Here is a 14,649-nt window from a genome sequence, read left to right as displayed (position 1 = left end):
GCAGGGCGGGAGTCAGGACCTCAGGGAGTGATTGCATGGTCGGTTTGGCGGCGTGGCATATCTGGGTCATCCTCGCGTTGATTCTGGCGGGGCTTGAGTTGCTGGGTGCGCAGTTCGTGTTGCTGGCACTGGGGGTCAGTGCCCTCGGGGGCGCTCTGGCGGGGGCGGGGCTCAACCTCCAGTTGATCAGCGTCGCGATCACGGCCCTGGTGCTGGTGCCGCTGTTCGTGCGCAAGATCCATCCCTATCTGTTGCCCAAGACGCCCTACGGTACCCTGGGCAGCGGCGCGGAGACCGGGCAGCTGGCCAAGGTGATCATCGGCAACGGCGGCAAACCTGCCGTGCGCGTGTCAGGCAATGAGTATCCGCTACGCTGGGAGGGGGAGGCGCCGCCGGCAGCGGGGGACACGGTCAGGATCGTCAGCGTCGAAGGCATCACCGTCTGTGTCGAGCCTGCCTCGAAGGAATCGGTCTCGAAGTAGTCTGTCTCGAAGGAAGCTGCACAAAGACGCCATGAGATCGCGGCTCGACGGCGCGGTCGTGGTGGCAGCGGGTCAAGCGTGATCGGATATCTCACAAGGGCTTGCGGATACGGCCCAGTTCAAGGGAGTTGAGCAATATGATTATCAGTCCGGGACTCATCATCATTCTTTTCATACTGGCGCTGGTGGTAATCCTGCTGGCCAAGGGATTGATGATCGTCCAGCAGTCAGAAGCCGTCGTCATCGAACGCCTCGGCAGCTATAGCCGCACACTGGAATCCGGCGTGAATCTGGTGATTCCGTTCATCGACAAGCCGCGCTCCATCACCATTCGGCGCTATCGTGAGGTCAAGGGCGACAATCTGCCCTTGGTGGTGGAGGAGACGCGCATCGATCGCCGCGAGACGGTGATGGACTTCCCCGGCCAGAGCGTGGTGACGACGGATAACGTCACCGTGACCGTCAATGGCGCGCTCTATTTCCAGATCGTCGATCCCAAGCGCGCCGTCTATGAAGTCGAGAACTTCACCCAGGCCGTCGAGGTCCTGGCCAAGACCAGCCTGCGCTCCGAGATCGGTCGCATGGAGCTCGACAAGCTCTTCGAGAGCCGCAAGGAGGTCAACGACGCCTTGCAGATCACCATGGATGAAGTCGGTGACAAGTGGGGTGTCAAGGTGACGCGCGTCGAGATCCAGGACATCAGCATGCCCGAGGAAGTCGAGGACGCCATGCGGCTGCAGATGGCGGCCGAGCGCAAGCGTCGCGCTACGGTGACCGAGGCCAATGGCCAGCGCGAAGCCGCCATCGCGACCGCCGAGGGCGAGAAGCAGTCTTCGGTACTGCGCGCCGAGGGTGACAAGCAGGCCGCGATTCTGCGCGCCGAAGGTGAGCGTCAGGCCATCTATCAGCTGCGCGATGCCATCGGTGCGGAAGACCCGCAGCTGGTGGTCGGCTACATGCTGGGCCAGAAATATCTACAGGTGCTGCCGGACATGGCGCGCGAAGGTGATCGCGTCTTCATTCCCTACGAGGCCTCTGCCTTGCTGGGTGCCATGGGCAGTTTCCGCGAGCTTGCCACTGAAGTCGGTGAGCCCACCAATGCCAGCAATGAAGGGCTGAGACGCGCCCGTCAGATGATGACCGGCGAAGCGGGCCTGGGCTGAGTGTATTGTGCCGAGCAGTGAGTGGCAGTAGGCTGCCGCTCCACTGAATATTCACCGCATCTGGAGCAAGACGATGACAGCAATGACTACCGATCATGAGCGCTTCCTGCAGGCCGCCATTGAAGAGGCGGAAAAGGGCTATGCGGCCGGCGGCGTGCCGATCGGCTCGGTACTCGTCCATGATGGCAAGATCATCGGTCGTGGCCACAATCAGCGCCAGCAGAAGGGCAGCACGGTATTGCATGGTGAAATGGATGCGCTGGAAAACGCCGGTCGCCTGCCGGCCAGCGTCTATCGTGAATCCGTGCTCTACACCACGCTGTCACCGTGCCCGATGTGCAGTGGTGCCATCCAGCTCTACGGTATCCCGCATGTCGTGGTCGGTGAGAACCACACCTTCCTGGGCGCGGAAGACCACCTGCGTGGCCTGGGCGTGAAGGTCGACGTGGTCGACAACGCGCGTTGCCGCGAGCTGATGGCGACCTTCATTCGCGAGCAGCCGGACGTCTGGAACGAAGATATCGGTGAGTGATCACGACGCGGTTGTTGGTGGTAGCTGATGGAAAATGGTGTTCGTTAACACTATTCTGCTGTGAAAAGGGTGAAATGCTTGAAAAGCTGTCGGTCTGGCACCATGTCTTGGGTATCAGGCGCCAAGCCACGCTTTCGCTTGCATGACTACACGACCTTTGTTGCAATGCCACTTGCAGGAAACAGGGGCTGGCAACTCCCCACCTATCATGGAGAAGACGATGAAACTCAAGCAATGGATGATTCCCGCACTGGCCGCTGGCCTGTCTCTGGCTATCGCTGGTTGCGATAACGGCGATACTGACAAAGCTGCCCAGAACGCCGAGACCTCTGCCGAGCAGAGCGCCGAGCAGGCTGAACAGAGCGCCGATCAAGCGACTGACGCCGCTGCCGAGAAGATGGACCAGGCAGCTGACGAAGCGGCCGCAGAGATGGACGACGCTGCTGACAAGGCCGACAACATGGCTGACGACGCTGCCGAATCCGCCGATGCCATGGGTGATGAAGCTGCTGCCGAGAGCGAAAGCGCCCTCGACGCGACCAAGAACGCTGCTTCCGAGACCTATGAGTCTGCCAAGGAAGGTGTCAACGACGCTGCTGACGCCACTGCCGATGCTGCCAAGAACGCCTATGACTCCACCAAGGAGCAGGCTGCCGAGTTGACCGACTCCGCTGAGCAGTCTGGCGACAACGCTGCTGCCGAAGCGAACGAGAAGATCAACGCTGCGCAGCAGGATGCCAACGAGTCCATCGACGAAGCGCAGCAGTAATCACTGGCCAGCGAATGCTGGCGTGATGCCTGTCGCAAGCCATGTCACTGGCTGAGTACGAGTGACATGGCCGCCGATACAAGAACGCCGCGCCCCTTTGGGTCGCGGCGTTCTTGTTGCTGGTGATTCTTCGTGAAGCGTGAGTCAGGCCAAGGCCTGGCCACAAAAAAGCCCGCCGGAAGGCGGGCTTTTCCATAACTGTCTTGCTGCCATCATCAGAGCGCCGGTGAAGGCGGCCTGACCAGGCTGATCGAGAAGATCAGACCGGCTTGATGTTTGCGGCCTGAAGGCCTTTCTTGCCCTGGGTGACGTCGAAGGAAACCTTCTGACCGTCTTGCAGGGACTTGAAGCCTTCTGCCTGAATTTCAGAGAAGTGCGCGAACAGGTCGTCGCCGCCGTCGTCCGGAGAAATGAAGCCGAAACCTTTGGTGTCGTTAAACCACTTGACTGTGCCAGTTGCCATGATTCTTTCCTTGCTTACGAGATGATGTTGGTGGTCTGCCCATCAGACCAGAGTGCGTTGGTGCGGCTAGGGGGAATTCCACCAGAGAGACGCGTTGCGTCCAGCGACGACATCCTTTCCTGCTTGACCTACGCATGCAGCCTAGGCTGCACGTGCTCGCTTCCATTCGAACAGAAAGTTGTCGTATTGGCGACTCCTTCCAGCTCAAGTAGGATGCTCACACAGAGCCAACATAGATGGAAATGCCATGAAGGTCCAGAACGTAGATTACCGCTCGGCCGATGCAGCCGAAAAATTTGTCGAATCCCTGCGCACGACGGGCTTCGGTGTCATCCGCAATCACCCGATCTCTCATGAATTGGTCGAGAAGATCTACGCCGAATGGGCCGAATTCTTCTCCAGTGCCGACAAGCTTGACTGGCGCTTCGACCCCAAGACCCAGGATGGACTCTTCCCGGCAGATGTCTCCGAGACCGCCAAGGGCCATACGGCGCGTGATCTCAAGGAGTATTACCACATCTACCCGTGGGGCAAGATTCCGGACAGCCTGCGCGAGAATGCCATGGAGTATTACCGCCAGGCCGAAGCCTTCGCGGCAGAGCTTCTGAGCTGGGTCGAGGCCCATTCACCTGCCGAAGTGGCCGAGCTCTACCGTGAACCGCTCTCCAACATGATCAAGGACAGCGGTCAGACGCTGCTGCGCGTGCTTCACTACCCGCCGATGACCGGCAGTGAAGAGCCGGGCGCCGTCCGTGCCGCGGCGCATGAAGACATCAATCTGCTGACCGTGCTGCCGGCAGCCAACGAGCCGGGCCTGCAGGTGATGGACGTCAATGGCGAGTGGATGGACGTGCCCTGTGATCCGGGTCAGCTGGTCATCAATGTCGGCGACATGCTCCAGGAGACCAGCGGCGGCTACTTCCCGTCGACCACGCACCGCGTGATCAACCCGACCGGCGAGGGCTCCAGCCAGTCACGCCTGTCGCTGCCGCTGTTCCTGCATCCGCGTCCCGAAGTGGTACTGTCTGACAAGCACACGGCGGACTCCTACCTCAATGAACGTCTGCGCGAGCTGGGCGTCATCTAGCGCCGGCTGCGGCCTGGCTTTCGTTTCCGGCCTGGCTTTCGCTCCCGGGACCGATGAAGAGACACCTGCTGATCCGACGCCATCCGCGCCAGTGCGCGGGTGGCGTTGTCGTTTCCGGGCGTGGCCTCTGGCGGCAGAAGGCTTGATTCATCGGCGCCAAGACCGCATTGACAGTATTCGCAATCATGATCTGCCGCATCGCGGCTAAGGCTTCACTGATGACCACATCGCCTGTTGTACAGGACACGCATTCCAAGACCATGGGCTATCTGCTGTGGATCTTCGGTTTCCTCGGCGCGCACCGTTTCTACTATGGCAAGCCGGTCACCGGCACCATCTGGCTGTTCACCTTCGGGTTGCTGGGCATCGGCTGGTTGATCGACCTGTTCCTGATTCCGGCGATGGACCGCGAGGCGGACTTCCGTTTTCGCGAAGGCCCGATCAATTACTCGCTGAGCTGGATTCTGCTCACCTTCCTGGGCGTGTTCGGCATCCATCGCATGTACATGGGCAAGTGGCTGACCGGCTTGCTCTACCTGTGCACCGGTGGGCTGTTCTTCATCGGCGTGCTGTATGACTTCTGGACACTCAATGACCAGATATCGCTGCGTCATGCCGAGCAGGCGCCGGCCACCCAGCGCTAGAGATCACGCCTGCGTTGCATCCAGCGGGATGGAAGCGACGTAGCAGAAAAGGCAGTGTCGAGTTTTCGCACGTTCTAATGTGCTGGGGCTCGGATGTTTTCATCAACATGACGACAAGGAAGTGAACATGATCTGGTTGAAAGCCTTCATCGCCGCCTTTCTGGCGACTCTGATCTTCCATCAGGGCCTCTTCGGGCTCTTCTATCTGGCCGATATCCTGCCCAAGGCGCCTTACAACATGACGCCTACCGGGCCGCTGGGCGTCCCGTCAGTGCTCTCGCTGGCCTTCTGGGGCGGGCTCTGGGGGCTGCCGCTGTGGGCACTGGTGCGCCGCAGGACGGGCATCAGCCATTGGCTGATCAGCCTCGTCTTCGGTGCAGTCGGCCCGACGGCCGTGGCCATGCTGGTCGTCTTCCCGCTCAAGGGGATCGAGGTCGCGCCGCTGATGGTGGTCGGTGGCCTGATCCTGAATGGCGCCTGGGGCGTCGGCACCAGCCTGTTGATGCGTGTTCTGGGCGCGCGACCGAGTCCTGCGGCCCCGACGACAGCATGATGGCATCGATTCCGTGGACCATGGTGGCGCTCGCCTGGGCTGCCGGGTTGTGCATGCCGCTGGGTGGCGTGATCGCCCAGCTGGAGCGCAGTCACGAGAGTCACGTCAAGCGCAGCTGGCTGGCGGGGATCACCGCGCTCGGCGGCGGCATTCTGTTGGCCGCCGTCTCACTGGTGCTGGTACCGCATGCCATGCAGGCGCTGTCCATCGCGGCGCTGTTGGGGCTGTTCCTGCTGGGCGCGCTGATCTTCATGCAACTGGACCGCTGGCTGGCGCGCGGTGGTGGCGCCAAGGGCCAGTTGCTGGCGATGCTGATGGACTTCATCCCCGAGGCGATCGCGCTGGGCGCACTGGCCTCTGCCTCTCCCGCCGCGGCGATGCTGCTGGCACTGTTCATCGCGGTGCAGAACCTGCCGGAAGGCTTCAATGCCTACCGTGAGCTGGAAGGGGCCGGACTGACGGCGCGTCAGGGGCTTGGGGCCTTCGTGCTGCTGTCACTGCTGGGCCCGCTGGCGGCATTGGCCGGCCATCTGTGGCTTGCGGATGCGCCGGGCGTGCTGGGCGGACTGATGGCCTTCGCCGCCGGCGGCATTCTCTACCTCGTCTTCCAGGACATTGCGCCCCAGTCGCGGGTGGCGCATCACTGGTCACCGCCGTTGGGCGCCTCGCTGGGGTTCATGATCGGCATGCTGGGCGATCGCCTGGTCGGCTGACGATTCACCGTGGCGGGGCGGCACCAGCTGACTCGCCACGGCCCGAGACCTTCACACCCTCCGTCATCTTCCCGATAGGGAGCTCGCATGAGCAAGCACGCCAATGAAGGCAACCTCACGGGGTTGCTGGAAGAGCTGGACCGCGAGATCGAAGGGGATATCTCGCTGGGCGACATTCTGGAGCACTTCAACTCCCGGGGCTTCGGCCCCTTGCTGGTATTGCCTGCCTTGCTGGTACTGCTGCCGACCGGGGCGATCCCCGGCGTACCGACGACCTGCGCGCTGTTCATCGTGCTGATCGCGGGTCAACTGTTGCTGGGCCGCAAGATGCCGTGGTTGCCACGCCGGCTGGCGCGCTTCAGTTTCGAGCATCAACGCCTGACCCATGGCGTCGAGCGGGCAAGACCCTGGACACGACGCCTCGATCGTCTGCTCAAGCCACGCTTGAGCTTCATGACGCGCGGCGTTGCCTATCGCGGTATCGCGGCGCTGACCATCCTGCTGGCCACGGCCATGGTGCCGCTGGAGCTGGTGCCCTTCGCCGCGGCCTTGCCGGCGGCGACCTTGCTGCTGCTGGGACTGGGGCTGATCGGGGAGGATGGCCTGGTCATCCTGCTGGCCTTGCTGGTGCTGCTGCTGGATATCGCTACGGGGTTCTGGTTGGTAGGTTGAAGGCTGCGTTGGTCGCTCAACAGCGACGCAGCGTATTTTAGGACTCGAGGCTCGTATCCTTGATGACGCGAGATGGCTTCTGCATGCCATCAGCTGCGGGCTCATGAGAGCGCCTGCGCCGTTGTGTAGCAACGTAGTAAGACAAAAGACTGAAGTGCACCATTCAGAGGCAAACCAGGCTGTCATCTTGGTGTGGATGGCTTTGCAGGCTGGCCGTGCTCGCCTAGACTGGTCGCCTGTTCAGTGCCATGGGGGCACGAATTCGGCTACTGAAGCGGGTCTGTCGCAAGGACGTTCGTCATGTTTGATTTCATCCAGTTCGATGCTGCCTTCTGGTCCTTCGTGGTGGCCATCACCTTGCTGACGGTCACGCCCGGGGTCGACACCCTGCTGGTGATTCGCAATACCTCGCGCGGCGGTCTGCGTGACGGCGTACTGACCAGTCTCGCGATCTGTGCCGGTCTCTTCGTGCACGCGCTGGTGTCGTCGGCGGGCATCTCGCTGATCCTGTTGCAGTCGGCATGGGCGTTCTCGGCCCTAAAGCTGGTCGGAGCGGGCTATCTGATCTGGCTGGGCATCAAGAGTCTCAAGAGTGCGCGGCGCGCGCGCGGGCTGAATGTCGACGTCAGCGTGACACGGCAGCAGGTATCGTGCTGGCTGCCGCTGCGTGAGGGCTTCCTGTCCAATGTGCTCAACCCCAAGACGGTGGTGTTCTACATGGCCTTTCTGCCGCAGTTCATCGCGCCGACCGACCCGGCCGTGCTCAAGTCATTGTGGCTGGCGAGTGTCCACTTCGTGATCGCCAATCTCTGGCAGATCAGCGTGGCGCTGATGGTCGGTGGAGCAGGGCGCTGGCTGGCAAGGCCGCGGGTCGCCTGCTGGATGGAAGGCATCACCGGGTCCGTCATGGTGCTGCTGGGGGCACGGCTGGCGCTAGGCCGCTAGGGATGAGCGGCCACTGCCAACATCGCAACGGAGCGCATGGGATGACGGTTCGTATCCTTGATGACACATGGATCCTGTGACATTGACACTGGCGGCCTTTCTCAAGGTCGTCACGCACCTGGAGGCTCGGGATATCAGTGATGTCTACGATTCCCGCGTACAGCAGGTACGGGTGCTTTACTACGGTTACACCATCGACTTCCGCCACCAGCTGTGGCGCATCGATGATGAATCGGTCTGTGCACATCTGGAAAAGACCGGTACCGCCGTCGAGCAGCGGGAGTGCTCGCGCATGGCCAGCCGACTGTTCGTCGAGACCTGCCATGCCTTGCAGCGCCGGGGGCGGGCGGCGCATATCGACACCCGCACCATGTATTGCAAGGCCGCAGCGACCTTCAAGCCCCGGCGCGACCCCTATGCGGGCATGACGCCGGCAGAGCGCAAGGCGCGCAAGGCGCTGGAAGCGGCGCATCGAGAAGCCGAGCAGGCCTGCAACCGCTACGTGCTGGATGCCCTGTCCTCGAATTCTCTGGAGATCCTGCGCCTGCGGCAACGCTACTGCGACAAGAGCAATCGATTGGCAGCACGGCTCGAACAACAATGATGCCCGGGCCGGTGCCGACGCCTGCCCGAGCCAACGACAGCAGCGGTACAGTGCTGCATTCATGACATGAAGACCGGCCCATCAAGGCTGGCATTGGCAGGGAACGCAATCGGATGAGTCTTTCACATACCCTTCGTCGCCGTCTGGGCGGGTTGAGTGCCGTGGTGCTGGTGGTCGCCGGGATAGCGGCCTGGCTGTACGCCGTCGATGAGGGGCGCTGGGTCGGGCGCGTGACCACGCGCCCCGAAACGCTGAATCTCGAGTCGGTGGAGCAGGGCAACCTGCCGGTCAATCAGTTCGTCTCGCTGCGCAATCACTGGGCGGTCTATCGCGAGCACACCGAGACCTTCCGCCTCGATGCCAATGCAGACGGGGGCCGCCGCATCGAGACGCTCTATTATCCGGTCATCTCTGACATGAACCCCTATCTGCTGGAGCTGGCCGGTCTGTCCCGCGCCTTCGGGGGCATCGATGGCATCCCCTCGGAAGAATGGCCGCGCATCGAGCGCATGGGCGTGCTGGTGCGAACCGACTCCGTGCAGAGCCTGGAGAACGTGCCGCCGCTGATCGAGTTCCCCGATGGCCTGTTCGGCACCGTTTTGCACGCCGAGACGGACCTGCCGGGCGATGAGCGCTCCCTTCTGGCCGAGCGCTGGCCCGACATCGATCTGTCGCGTGTGATCATCATCAATGCCGGCCACCGCCCCGGCAATGTCTGGGCGATGATCGTCTATGGCGTGCTGGGCACGCTCTGCTGGGCACTGGCGGTCTGGCTGATGGTGCGACTGATGCGTACACCGCGCGTCACGCGTTCCCAGCCCTTGGCCTATTCCGGCCGAGCGGCATCGGAGCCGGTGGTGTCGCAGGCATACCCTGGCGGCGAGGCTGAGGGCGAGGGGGCGTCTCAGCCCTATGCGACTCGCTCCCATGCGGCATCTCAGCCCTATGCGGAATCTCAGTCCCATGATGACGCACCACAGCCCCAAGGCGCTCCCGGCAAGCGCCAGGGTTGGCGTGGCAAGAGCAAGGGGAGCGACGAAGGGCGCCCCCTGAGCTATGCCGAGGCGCTGGGACGGTATACCCCTCAGCAGAAGCCGCCGTTCGGCAATGGTGTGGCTGCCTCGCGACCGGGAGAAGCCAAGGGCGAGAGCCAGTCCGGGTCCTCGCCCGTCATTCGTCCACGTCGTGATGACTGAATGACCGATTGAAAGAATGGCTGAAGGCCCAATGAGTTCTGACGCCATGGGCCCTGATGCCATGGAAACGAAAACGCCAGCCCCATGGGGCTGGCGTTTTCGTTGCTGGATGCTGCTCGGCTCAGCGGCGATCCACTAGCGCGGTGGTGTAGCGCTGGCTGACTTCGCGGTCGCTGACCACCTTGACGCCCTCGCTGGTGCCTTTGGCCAGGCTTTCGAAGATCACGCGGTAGGCCAGCACGGCCTTGACGTATTCGCGGGTCTCCTTGAAGGGGATACGCTCGACGAAGCGGTCGTATTCGCCCGGGGTGTCGGCGAGCCAACGATCGACGCGTCCCGGCCCGGCGTTGTAGGCCGCGGCGGCAGCCAGGCGGTTGCCTGAGTAGCGGTCCAGCATCTCGCGGATGTAGGTGCTGCCAAGACGGATATTGGTAACCGGATCACCCAGCGCCGCGTTGCTGGGCGTGGGCAGGCCCAGGCCGCGACTGACCTGAGCGGCGGTGCCCGGCATCAGCTGCATCAGGCCGCGTGCGCCCACCGGCGAGGTGGCGGTGGGGTTGAAGGCGCTCTCGCGACGCGCGAGTGCCATCAGCATCCACGGGTCGACGCCGGCATCGGCACCGAAGCGCTGGAAGTCCTGCTGCCAGGCCGGCGGGAAGCGCCAGGAAAGGCCATCCCACAACTGGCCGCGGATGGTGGCGAAGACGGTCAGGTCATACCATTTCTGCTGCAGTGCATAGGCTGCGAGACGGCGTGCATCGGCGTCATCCGCCTGGGTGACGGCGTTGAACCACTCGGAGCGAGCCAGACCGATCTCGTCGATGTTCATCAGCGCCCTGACACGCTTGACGGCCGGCGTCTCGGCGACCTCGGCCAGTTCCGCGTCGGAGAAGTCCTGGTCATCGCGATTGAGCGAGTAGGCCTGCCCGATACGGTCGGCGGCCAGGAAGCCGTAGAAGTTGCGCTCGGTCGCGGCGCGCGTCCAGGCGGCGCGTGCTTCCTGCGGGCGGCCCAGGCTGTCATCGGCACGCCCCAGCCAATACTGGTAGCGGGCTTCGTTGCGGAAGCGGTCCGGCATCTTCAACACCCATTCACGCACCTGCGGCCAGTCGCCATCGCGTACCGCGTTGCGCATGCGCAGATCGAACAGCTCCTCGTCATCGAGGATGGTCAGGCGCTGATCGACCCAGCCGCGGTTGTTGGGGATGTCACGTACCAGTGAATACCAGGCCAGGTCGCGTTCGACGGTGTGGCGCTGCTCATCACTCATCGGCATGTGCGGATTCACCTTGCGCCAGGCTTCCAGCGCGGCCTCGGTGTCGGCACGCACGAAGCCATGCATGGCAGCGACGCTCAAGGCGGCGAAGGCATGGCCGCCGTGGCCGAGGTTGGTCGGCAGGCGCGTGATGGCGGCAAAGTTGCCCTCCAGCTGTTCGCGTGCCGCGATGGCCCGCTGCCAGCTGCTGGGCAGCTGGCGCTCGAGATAGCTGACCATGCCACCCTGGCCGGCAGCCCAGGCGAGCATGGCGCGTTCCCAGATGGCTTGATCATCGATCACGCCACGCTCGCGCAACGCCGAGAACAGCGGGTCACAGGCCGAGTCCTGCGAGCCGGAGACATGCCAGAGCTTCAGGCCGCCTTGCGATGCGCTCGCGACATCATTGCTCAGCTGCGCCGTGTAGTAATAGCACTGGCGCTGCGCGCCGGCCGGCACGCCATCGCTGACTTCCAGCAGGGCATCATGACGGCCGGTACGCCCGTAGGCGGAGATCGCCTGGCCTCGCATCCACTCGGCCAACGGCGAGTCCGCATGACGCTCGATGAAGGACAGCACTTCCGCGGCGGTGGCGTACGGCAGGCGGGCCTTGAGCTGGTGATATTCGATGTAGCCCTCCAGCACGTGGCCATTGACGGCGACCTGCTGAATCTCGTCAAAACGCTTGGCGCGCGCATCATCGAAGGCGGCGCGGAAGCTCTGGTCACTGGGAGTGGCGGCCTGCAGGGGCAGGCTCAGTCCCAACAGCAGGCCTAGGCCGGTGAGGTGCCGCAGCGCCGCGAAGCGACGGCTGCCACGGGATCGGAGTGTTTGCTTGCCTGGTGTCACCTGGGACTCCTGCGACTGTCGGTAAAGGGGGCGTGGGCTGGCTGCGACCTTGTGGTGGCGGTTCAGTGCCCCGATGTTGAACAAGTGCCCCGATATTGGCTATCAGGGGTTGCCGATTCAGTAACGATAGTGGCTATCGTGGCAGTGGTCGGCGCTGAATAACAGCACCATCTGATACTGATAGTGAATTATCCGAGAGTGATATCGCGGCTGTGCTGCCGCGAAGATGGCAAGCTCAGTAAACGAAATTTGTGCTATCCGTGAGGAGTCCACTATGGGCAAGGCATTATGGTTGACGCGATTGTTTGGCCGCCGACATGTGCTGGGCAAGGCAGGCGCCGCCTTGCGCACCATGGGGCCCTTGCTGCGCGACGTGGTGAGCGGACGTTATCGCCCGGTGCCTTGGAAGGCGCTGGGGTTGGCGGCCGGCGCCTTCATCTACCTGGTCTCACCGCTGGATCTGATTCCGGATCTGCTGGTGGGGCTGGGGATTCTCGATGATCTGGTGATCGTGACCTGGTTGCTCGGCAAGCTCGATGATGCGCTGGCCGACTATCGCCTGTGGCGTGGCGAGATTCCCGAACCTGATCCCTCCGAGCCGCCGACTCCCTGAAGGCGTGCAGCGTGGAAACTCCATTCCTCTACCAGCCCTGATGCTGGCACTGGCCATTGGCCGCATGGCAGGGACGCCGCGACCCTGCCATGCTCGTGACACGCTATCAAACACCAGTTTGAATGGCGCGCCGTCAGTGTTTGGTCTGCCGTTTTATCACAGGGCGGCGCACTGTTTGTTCACAAACGAGACGCGCCGCTGTGGCAACGCCCTGAACAACGCCTTTCAAGGAAATTCTGCATGCTGATCTATGCCTGCCTGCTGTTTGCCGCACTGATGCTGGTGCTGACCAAGGTGCCGGTCGCCTGGGCGCAACAGCGAACCGGACGCTACGACAACCACGATCCGCGCGCACAGCAGCGTGAACTGACGGGCTTCGGGGCCCGCGCGCTCGCCGCGCACCAGAACACCATCGAAGCCTTTCCGCTGTTTGCCGCCGGGGTGCTGGTCAGCGTGATCACCGCGCCGGGCGCGCCCATCGCGACCACGCTGGCGGTGATCTTCGTGCTGGTACGACTGGGCTATTGGGGCTGCTATCTGGCCAACATCGCCACGTTGCGCTCCCTGCTGTGGGGCGCCGGCTATCTGGTCTCCCTCACGTTGATGGCGATGCCGCTGTGGATGTGATGCCTGCAGTGCCGCAGAGCCTGCTGGGGCTGGCCGTCAATCCCGCTGACGTGCCGGCTGCGGGTGGCGTACTGGATGACGCCAGCTGGGCGCGGGCGCTGACCGGATTCCTGAGCTTCATTCCGCACACGGCGCGCTTGAACGTCAGGGTCGAGGAGGTCGCCGCGCCGGCCATTCGCATGCAGCTGCCGTGGCAGCCGGCCTTGATCGGCGATCCGCACCGCAGGCTGGTGCATGGCGGTGTGCTGACCATGTTCGCCGATACGCTGTGCGGCAGTGCCGTGCTCACGGGGCTGTCGGCACCGGAAGTCTGCCCGACGCTGGATCTGCGCCTCGATCACTACCGACCCGGCGTCGAGGGCCTGGCGTTGGTGGGCGAGGCGCGCGTGCTGCGGGTCACGGAATCGATGGTGTTTACCGAGGCGCAGATCTGGCAGCAGCCGGGCAAGATCCTGTGTCGCGCGATCGGCAACTTCGTCAGGCTCGGCGAGCGCAATACGCCCAGCGGCTTTGCCGAGGCGCTGCTGGCGGCGGCCAATGCTCAAGCCCCTGCGAATCCTTCCACGGACGAGTCGGAACCGCTGGGGCATTCAGCACAGGCTGCACAGCCAGCAGGCGAGAAAACCGAGGCGCAGGCGCCGCGCGATGCCCGGGACCCGCGCGGCCTGCTCAGTGCGCGACGTTTCGTCGAAGGGCAGCGCACTCACGCCGACCTGGCGGCGCTGCTGGCGAGTCTGCCCTACGCGCAGGCGATCGGGCTTGGGCTGTGTGCCATTGACGGGCAGCAGGCGGGCGCGGCCAGTGATGCCGAGCTGCATCCTGAGCAGGCGCTGAGCTATTCCATGGCGGCGATGCCCGACAATGTCGGCAACCCGATGCTACCGGCGGTGCATGGCGGCGTGCTGGCCGCGGCAATGGAAACCGCTGCGACGCTTGAGGTGCTCAGGCGGCATGGGCGCGGCGGTCGTGAAGCGCGCCTGCCCAAGCTGATCGATTTTTCCATCGACTATCTGGCCACGGCGCGCGGCGATCAGGTGACGCGCATCGACTGTGAAGTGATGCGCGAAGGCCGGCGCATGACCAATGTGCGCGTCAGCGCCTGGCAGAAATCCCGCGAGCAACCGGTTGCCAGCGCGCGCATGCACTTCGTGCTGGAATCACTCGCCTCCCCGTGATGGGCAGGCGATGTCTGCTCCGCAAGCGTCACACTAGAAAGCGCCTCCCTGATGGCTACTTCTTCGTTGGCTCTCTTGGTTGGCTCCTTTCGTTGCTTCCCTTCGTTGGCTCCTTTGGTTGCTACCCCAGGGAGCCGATTGGGTGTTTCTGTGGCATGCGCCAGGCGGGCCGAGCGCAATCATCTGTTGCTAGTGCCTTGAAATCCCTCACCCTTGCCCCATATCTGATCCACGAGTGCTTCCTTCGATCTGCCGCCCAAGAAAGGCAGGCGTCGGCGAGCCGGTTCCATTGTTGCGGGGGCGCTCT

17 protein-coding genes are annotated in these 14,649 nt (G+C 63.3%); 15 read left to right on the top strand and 2 right to left on the bottom strand.

What is annotated here, in order from left to right; all coding sequences use genetic code 11:
* Nucleotides 1–35: 35 nt before the first annotated feature.
* From ACJJV2_RS12310 to ACJJV2_RS12295, 4 genes are all read left to right on the top strand, one after another.
* A complete protein-coding gene (locus ACJJV2_RS12310; protein ID WP_405281258.1) occupies nt 36–482 on the top strand; it encodes an NfeD family protein in 447 nt (148 codons plus the stop codon).
* A gap of 137 nt (nt 483–619) precedes the next feature.
* On the top strand, nt 620–1,645 hold the full coding sequence (locus ACJJV2_RS12305) for an SPFH domain-containing protein (protein WP_043337056.1): 1,026 nt from the start codon (nt 620–622) through the stop codon (nt 1,643–1,645).
* Between the two features lie 73 nt (nt 1,646–1,718).
* Nucleotides 1,719–2,177: a nucleoside deaminase gene (locus tag ACJJV2_RS12300; RefSeq protein WP_405281255.1), complete on the top strand. Its 459-nt coding sequence runs from the start codon at nt 1,719–1,721 to the stop codon at nt 2,175–2,177.
* 220 nt (nt 2,178–2,397) lie between these two features.
* Nucleotides 2,398–2,946, top strand: a complete 549-nt coding sequence (locus tag ACJJV2_RS12295; RefSeq protein WP_052384908.1) for a hypothetical protein — start codon at nt 2,398–2,400, stop codon at nt 2,944–2,946.
* Nucleotides 2,947–3,205: 259 nt separating this feature from the next.
* Here the strand turns inward: ACJJV2_RS12295 and ACJJV2_RS12290 are convergent, their stop codons facing one another.
* A complete protein-coding gene (locus tag ACJJV2_RS12290) occupies nt 3,206–3,409 on the bottom strand; it encodes a cold-shock protein (RefSeq protein ID WP_043335501.1) in 204 nt (67 codons plus the stop codon).
* 247 nt (nt 3,410–3,656) lie between these two features.
* Here ACJJV2_RS12290 and ACJJV2_RS12285 point away from each other — a divergent pair, with 247 nt between their 5' ends.
* From ACJJV2_RS12285 to ACJJV2_RS12250, 8 genes are all read left to right on the top strand, one after another.
* Nucleotides 3,657–4,496: an isopenicillin N synthase family dioxygenase gene (locus ACJJV2_RS12285; protein ID WP_405281250.1), complete on the top strand. Its 840-nt coding sequence runs from the start codon at nt 3,657–3,659 to the stop codon at nt 4,494–4,496.
* Between the two features lie 218 nt (nt 4,497–4,714).
* The gene (locus ACJJV2_RS12280) at nt 4,715–5,140 is read left to right on the top strand and encodes a TM2 domain-containing protein (protein ID WP_043335505.1); all 426 of its coding nucleotides are present in this window, start codon (nt 4,715–4,717) and stop codon (nt 5,138–5,140) included.
* Between the two features lie 127 nt (nt 5,141–5,267).
* Complete coding sequence (locus ACJJV2_RS12275) at nt 5,268–5,693, top strand: hypothetical protein (protein WP_405281246.1); 426 nt, start codon at nt 5,268–5,270, stop codon at nt 5,691–5,693.
* Nucleotides 5,693–6,406: a ZIP family metal transporter gene (locus ACJJV2_RS12270; RefSeq protein WP_043335509.1), complete on the top strand. Its 714-nt coding sequence runs from the start codon at nt 5,693–5,695 to the stop codon at nt 6,404–6,406. Before ACJJV2_RS12275 ends, ACJJV2_RS12270 begins: the two co-directional genes overlap by 1 nt.
* An 87-nt stretch (nt 6,407–6,493) precedes the next feature.
* A complete protein-coding gene (locus ACJJV2_RS12265) occupies nt 6,494–7,078 on the top strand; it encodes an exopolysaccharide biosynthesis protein (protein WP_279831351.1) in 585 nt (194 codons plus the stop codon).
* Nucleotides 7,079–7,378: 300 nt separating this feature from the next.
* Entirely contained in the window at nt 7,379–8,023 is a 645-nt protein-coding gene (locus ACJJV2_RS12260; RefSeq protein ID WP_405281241.1) for a LysE family translocator, read from the top strand.
* 67 nt (nt 8,024–8,090) lie between these two features.
* Nucleotides 8,091–8,627: a hypothetical protein gene (locus tag ACJJV2_RS12255; RefSeq protein WP_043335517.1), complete on the top strand. Its 537-nt coding sequence runs from the start codon at nt 8,091–8,093 to the stop codon at nt 8,625–8,627.
* A 113-nt stretch (nt 8,628–8,740) separates the two neighbouring features.
* Nucleotides 8,741–9,823, top strand: a complete 1,083-nt coding sequence (locus ACJJV2_RS12250; RefSeq protein ID WP_405281237.1) for a hypothetical protein — start codon at nt 8,741–8,743, stop codon at nt 9,821–9,823.
* 121 nt (nt 9,824–9,944) lie between these two features.
* Here ACJJV2_RS12250 and ACJJV2_RS12245 read toward each other — a convergent pair whose 3' ends face one another.
* Entirely contained in the window at nt 9,945–11,927 is a 1,983-nt protein-coding gene (locus ACJJV2_RS12245; RefSeq protein ID WP_405281234.1) for a transglycosylase SLT domain-containing protein, read from the bottom strand.
* Nucleotides 11,928–12,201: 274 nt separating this feature from the next.
* Between ACJJV2_RS12245 and ACJJV2_RS12240 the strand changes: the two genes are divergently transcribed.
* From ACJJV2_RS12240 to ACJJV2_RS12230, 3 genes are all read left to right on the top strand, one after another.
* The gene (locus tag ACJJV2_RS12240) at nt 12,202–12,540 is read left to right on the top strand and encodes a YkvA family protein (RefSeq protein ID WP_107335278.1); all 339 of its coding nucleotides are present in this window, start codon (nt 12,202–12,204) and stop codon (nt 12,538–12,540) included.
* 240 nt (nt 12,541–12,780) lie between these two features.
* Complete coding sequence (locus tag ACJJV2_RS12235) at nt 12,781–13,167, top strand: MAPEG family protein (protein ID WP_213115055.1); 387 nt, start codon at nt 12,781–12,783, stop codon at nt 13,165–13,167.
* Nucleotides 13,167–14,342: a hotdog domain-containing protein gene (locus tag ACJJV2_RS12230; protein ID WP_405281229.1), complete on the top strand. Its 1,176-nt coding sequence runs from the start codon at nt 13,167–13,169 to the stop codon at nt 14,340–14,342. Before ACJJV2_RS12235 ends, ACJJV2_RS12230 begins: the two co-directional genes overlap by 1 nt.
* Nucleotides 14,343–14,649 lie beyond the last annotated feature (307 nt).

The sequence above is a fragment of the Cobetia sp. Ld8 genome (assembly GCF_045066615.1).
GTDB classification, from domain to species: Bacteria; Pseudomonadota; Gammaproteobacteria; order Pseudomonadales; family Halomonadaceae; genus Cobetia; species Cobetia amphilecti.
This window is presented reverse-complemented; position numbering and strand designations above follow the sequence as displayed.

Bases quoted from the DNA above. Each gene is read 5' to 3' on its own strand.
- ACJJV2_RS12310 (WP_405281258.1), top strand. From the start codon at position 36: ATGGTCGGTTTGGCGGCGTGGCATATCTGGGTCATCCTCGCGTTGATT.
- ACJJV2_RS12305 (WP_043337056.1), top strand. From the start codon at position 620: ATGATTATCAGTCCGGGACTCATCATCATTCTTTTCATACTGGCGCTG.
- ACJJV2_RS12300 (WP_405281255.1), top strand. From the start codon at position 1,719: ATGACAGCAATGACTACCGATCATGAGCGCTTCCTGCAGGCCGCCATT.
- ACJJV2_RS12295 (WP_052384908.1), top strand. From the start codon at position 2,398: ATGAAACTCAAGCAATGGATGATTCCCGCACTGGCCGCTGGCCTGTCT.
- ACJJV2_RS12290 (WP_043335501.1), bottom strand. From the start codon at position 3,409: ATGGCAACTGGCACAGTCAAGTGGTTTAACGACACCAAAGGTTTCGGC.
- ACJJV2_RS12285 (WP_405281250.1), top strand. From the start codon at position 3,657: ATGAAGGTCCAGAACGTAGATTACCGCTCGGCCGATGCAGCCGAAAAA.
- ACJJV2_RS12280 (WP_043335505.1), top strand. From the start codon at position 4,715: ATGACCACATCGCCTGTTGTACAGGACACGCATTCCAAGACCATGGGC.
- ACJJV2_RS12275 (WP_405281246.1), top strand. From the start codon at position 5,268: ATGATCTGGTTGAAAGCCTTCATCGCCGCCTTTCTGGCGACTCTGATC.
- ACJJV2_RS12270 (WP_043335509.1), top strand. From the start codon at position 5,693: ATGGCATCGATTCCGTGGACCATGGTGGCGCTCGCCTGGGCTGCCGGG.
- ACJJV2_RS12265 (WP_279831351.1), top strand. From the start codon at position 6,494: ATGAGCAAGCACGCCAATGAAGGCAACCTCACGGGGTTGCTGGAAGAG.
- ACJJV2_RS12260 (WP_405281241.1), top strand. From the start codon at position 7,379: ATGTTTGATTTCATCCAGTTCGATGCTGCCTTCTGGTCCTTCGTGGTG.
- ACJJV2_RS12255 (WP_043335517.1), top strand. From the start codon at position 8,091: ATGGATCCTGTGACATTGACACTGGCGGCCTTTCTCAAGGTCGTCACG.
- ACJJV2_RS12250 (WP_405281237.1), top strand. From the start codon at position 8,741: ATGAGTCTTTCACATACCCTTCGTCGCCGTCTGGGCGGGTTGAGTGCC.
- ACJJV2_RS12240 (WP_107335278.1), top strand. From the start codon at position 12,202: ATGGGCAAGGCATTATGGTTGACGCGATTGTTTGGCCGCCGACATGTG.
- ACJJV2_RS12235 (WP_213115055.1), top strand. From the start codon at position 12,781: ATGCTGATCTATGCCTGCCTGCTGTTTGCCGCACTGATGCTGGTGCTG.
- ACJJV2_RS12230 (WP_405281229.1), top strand. From the start codon at position 13,167: ATGCCTGCAGTGCCGCAGAGCCTGCTGGGGCTGGCCGTCAATCCCGCT.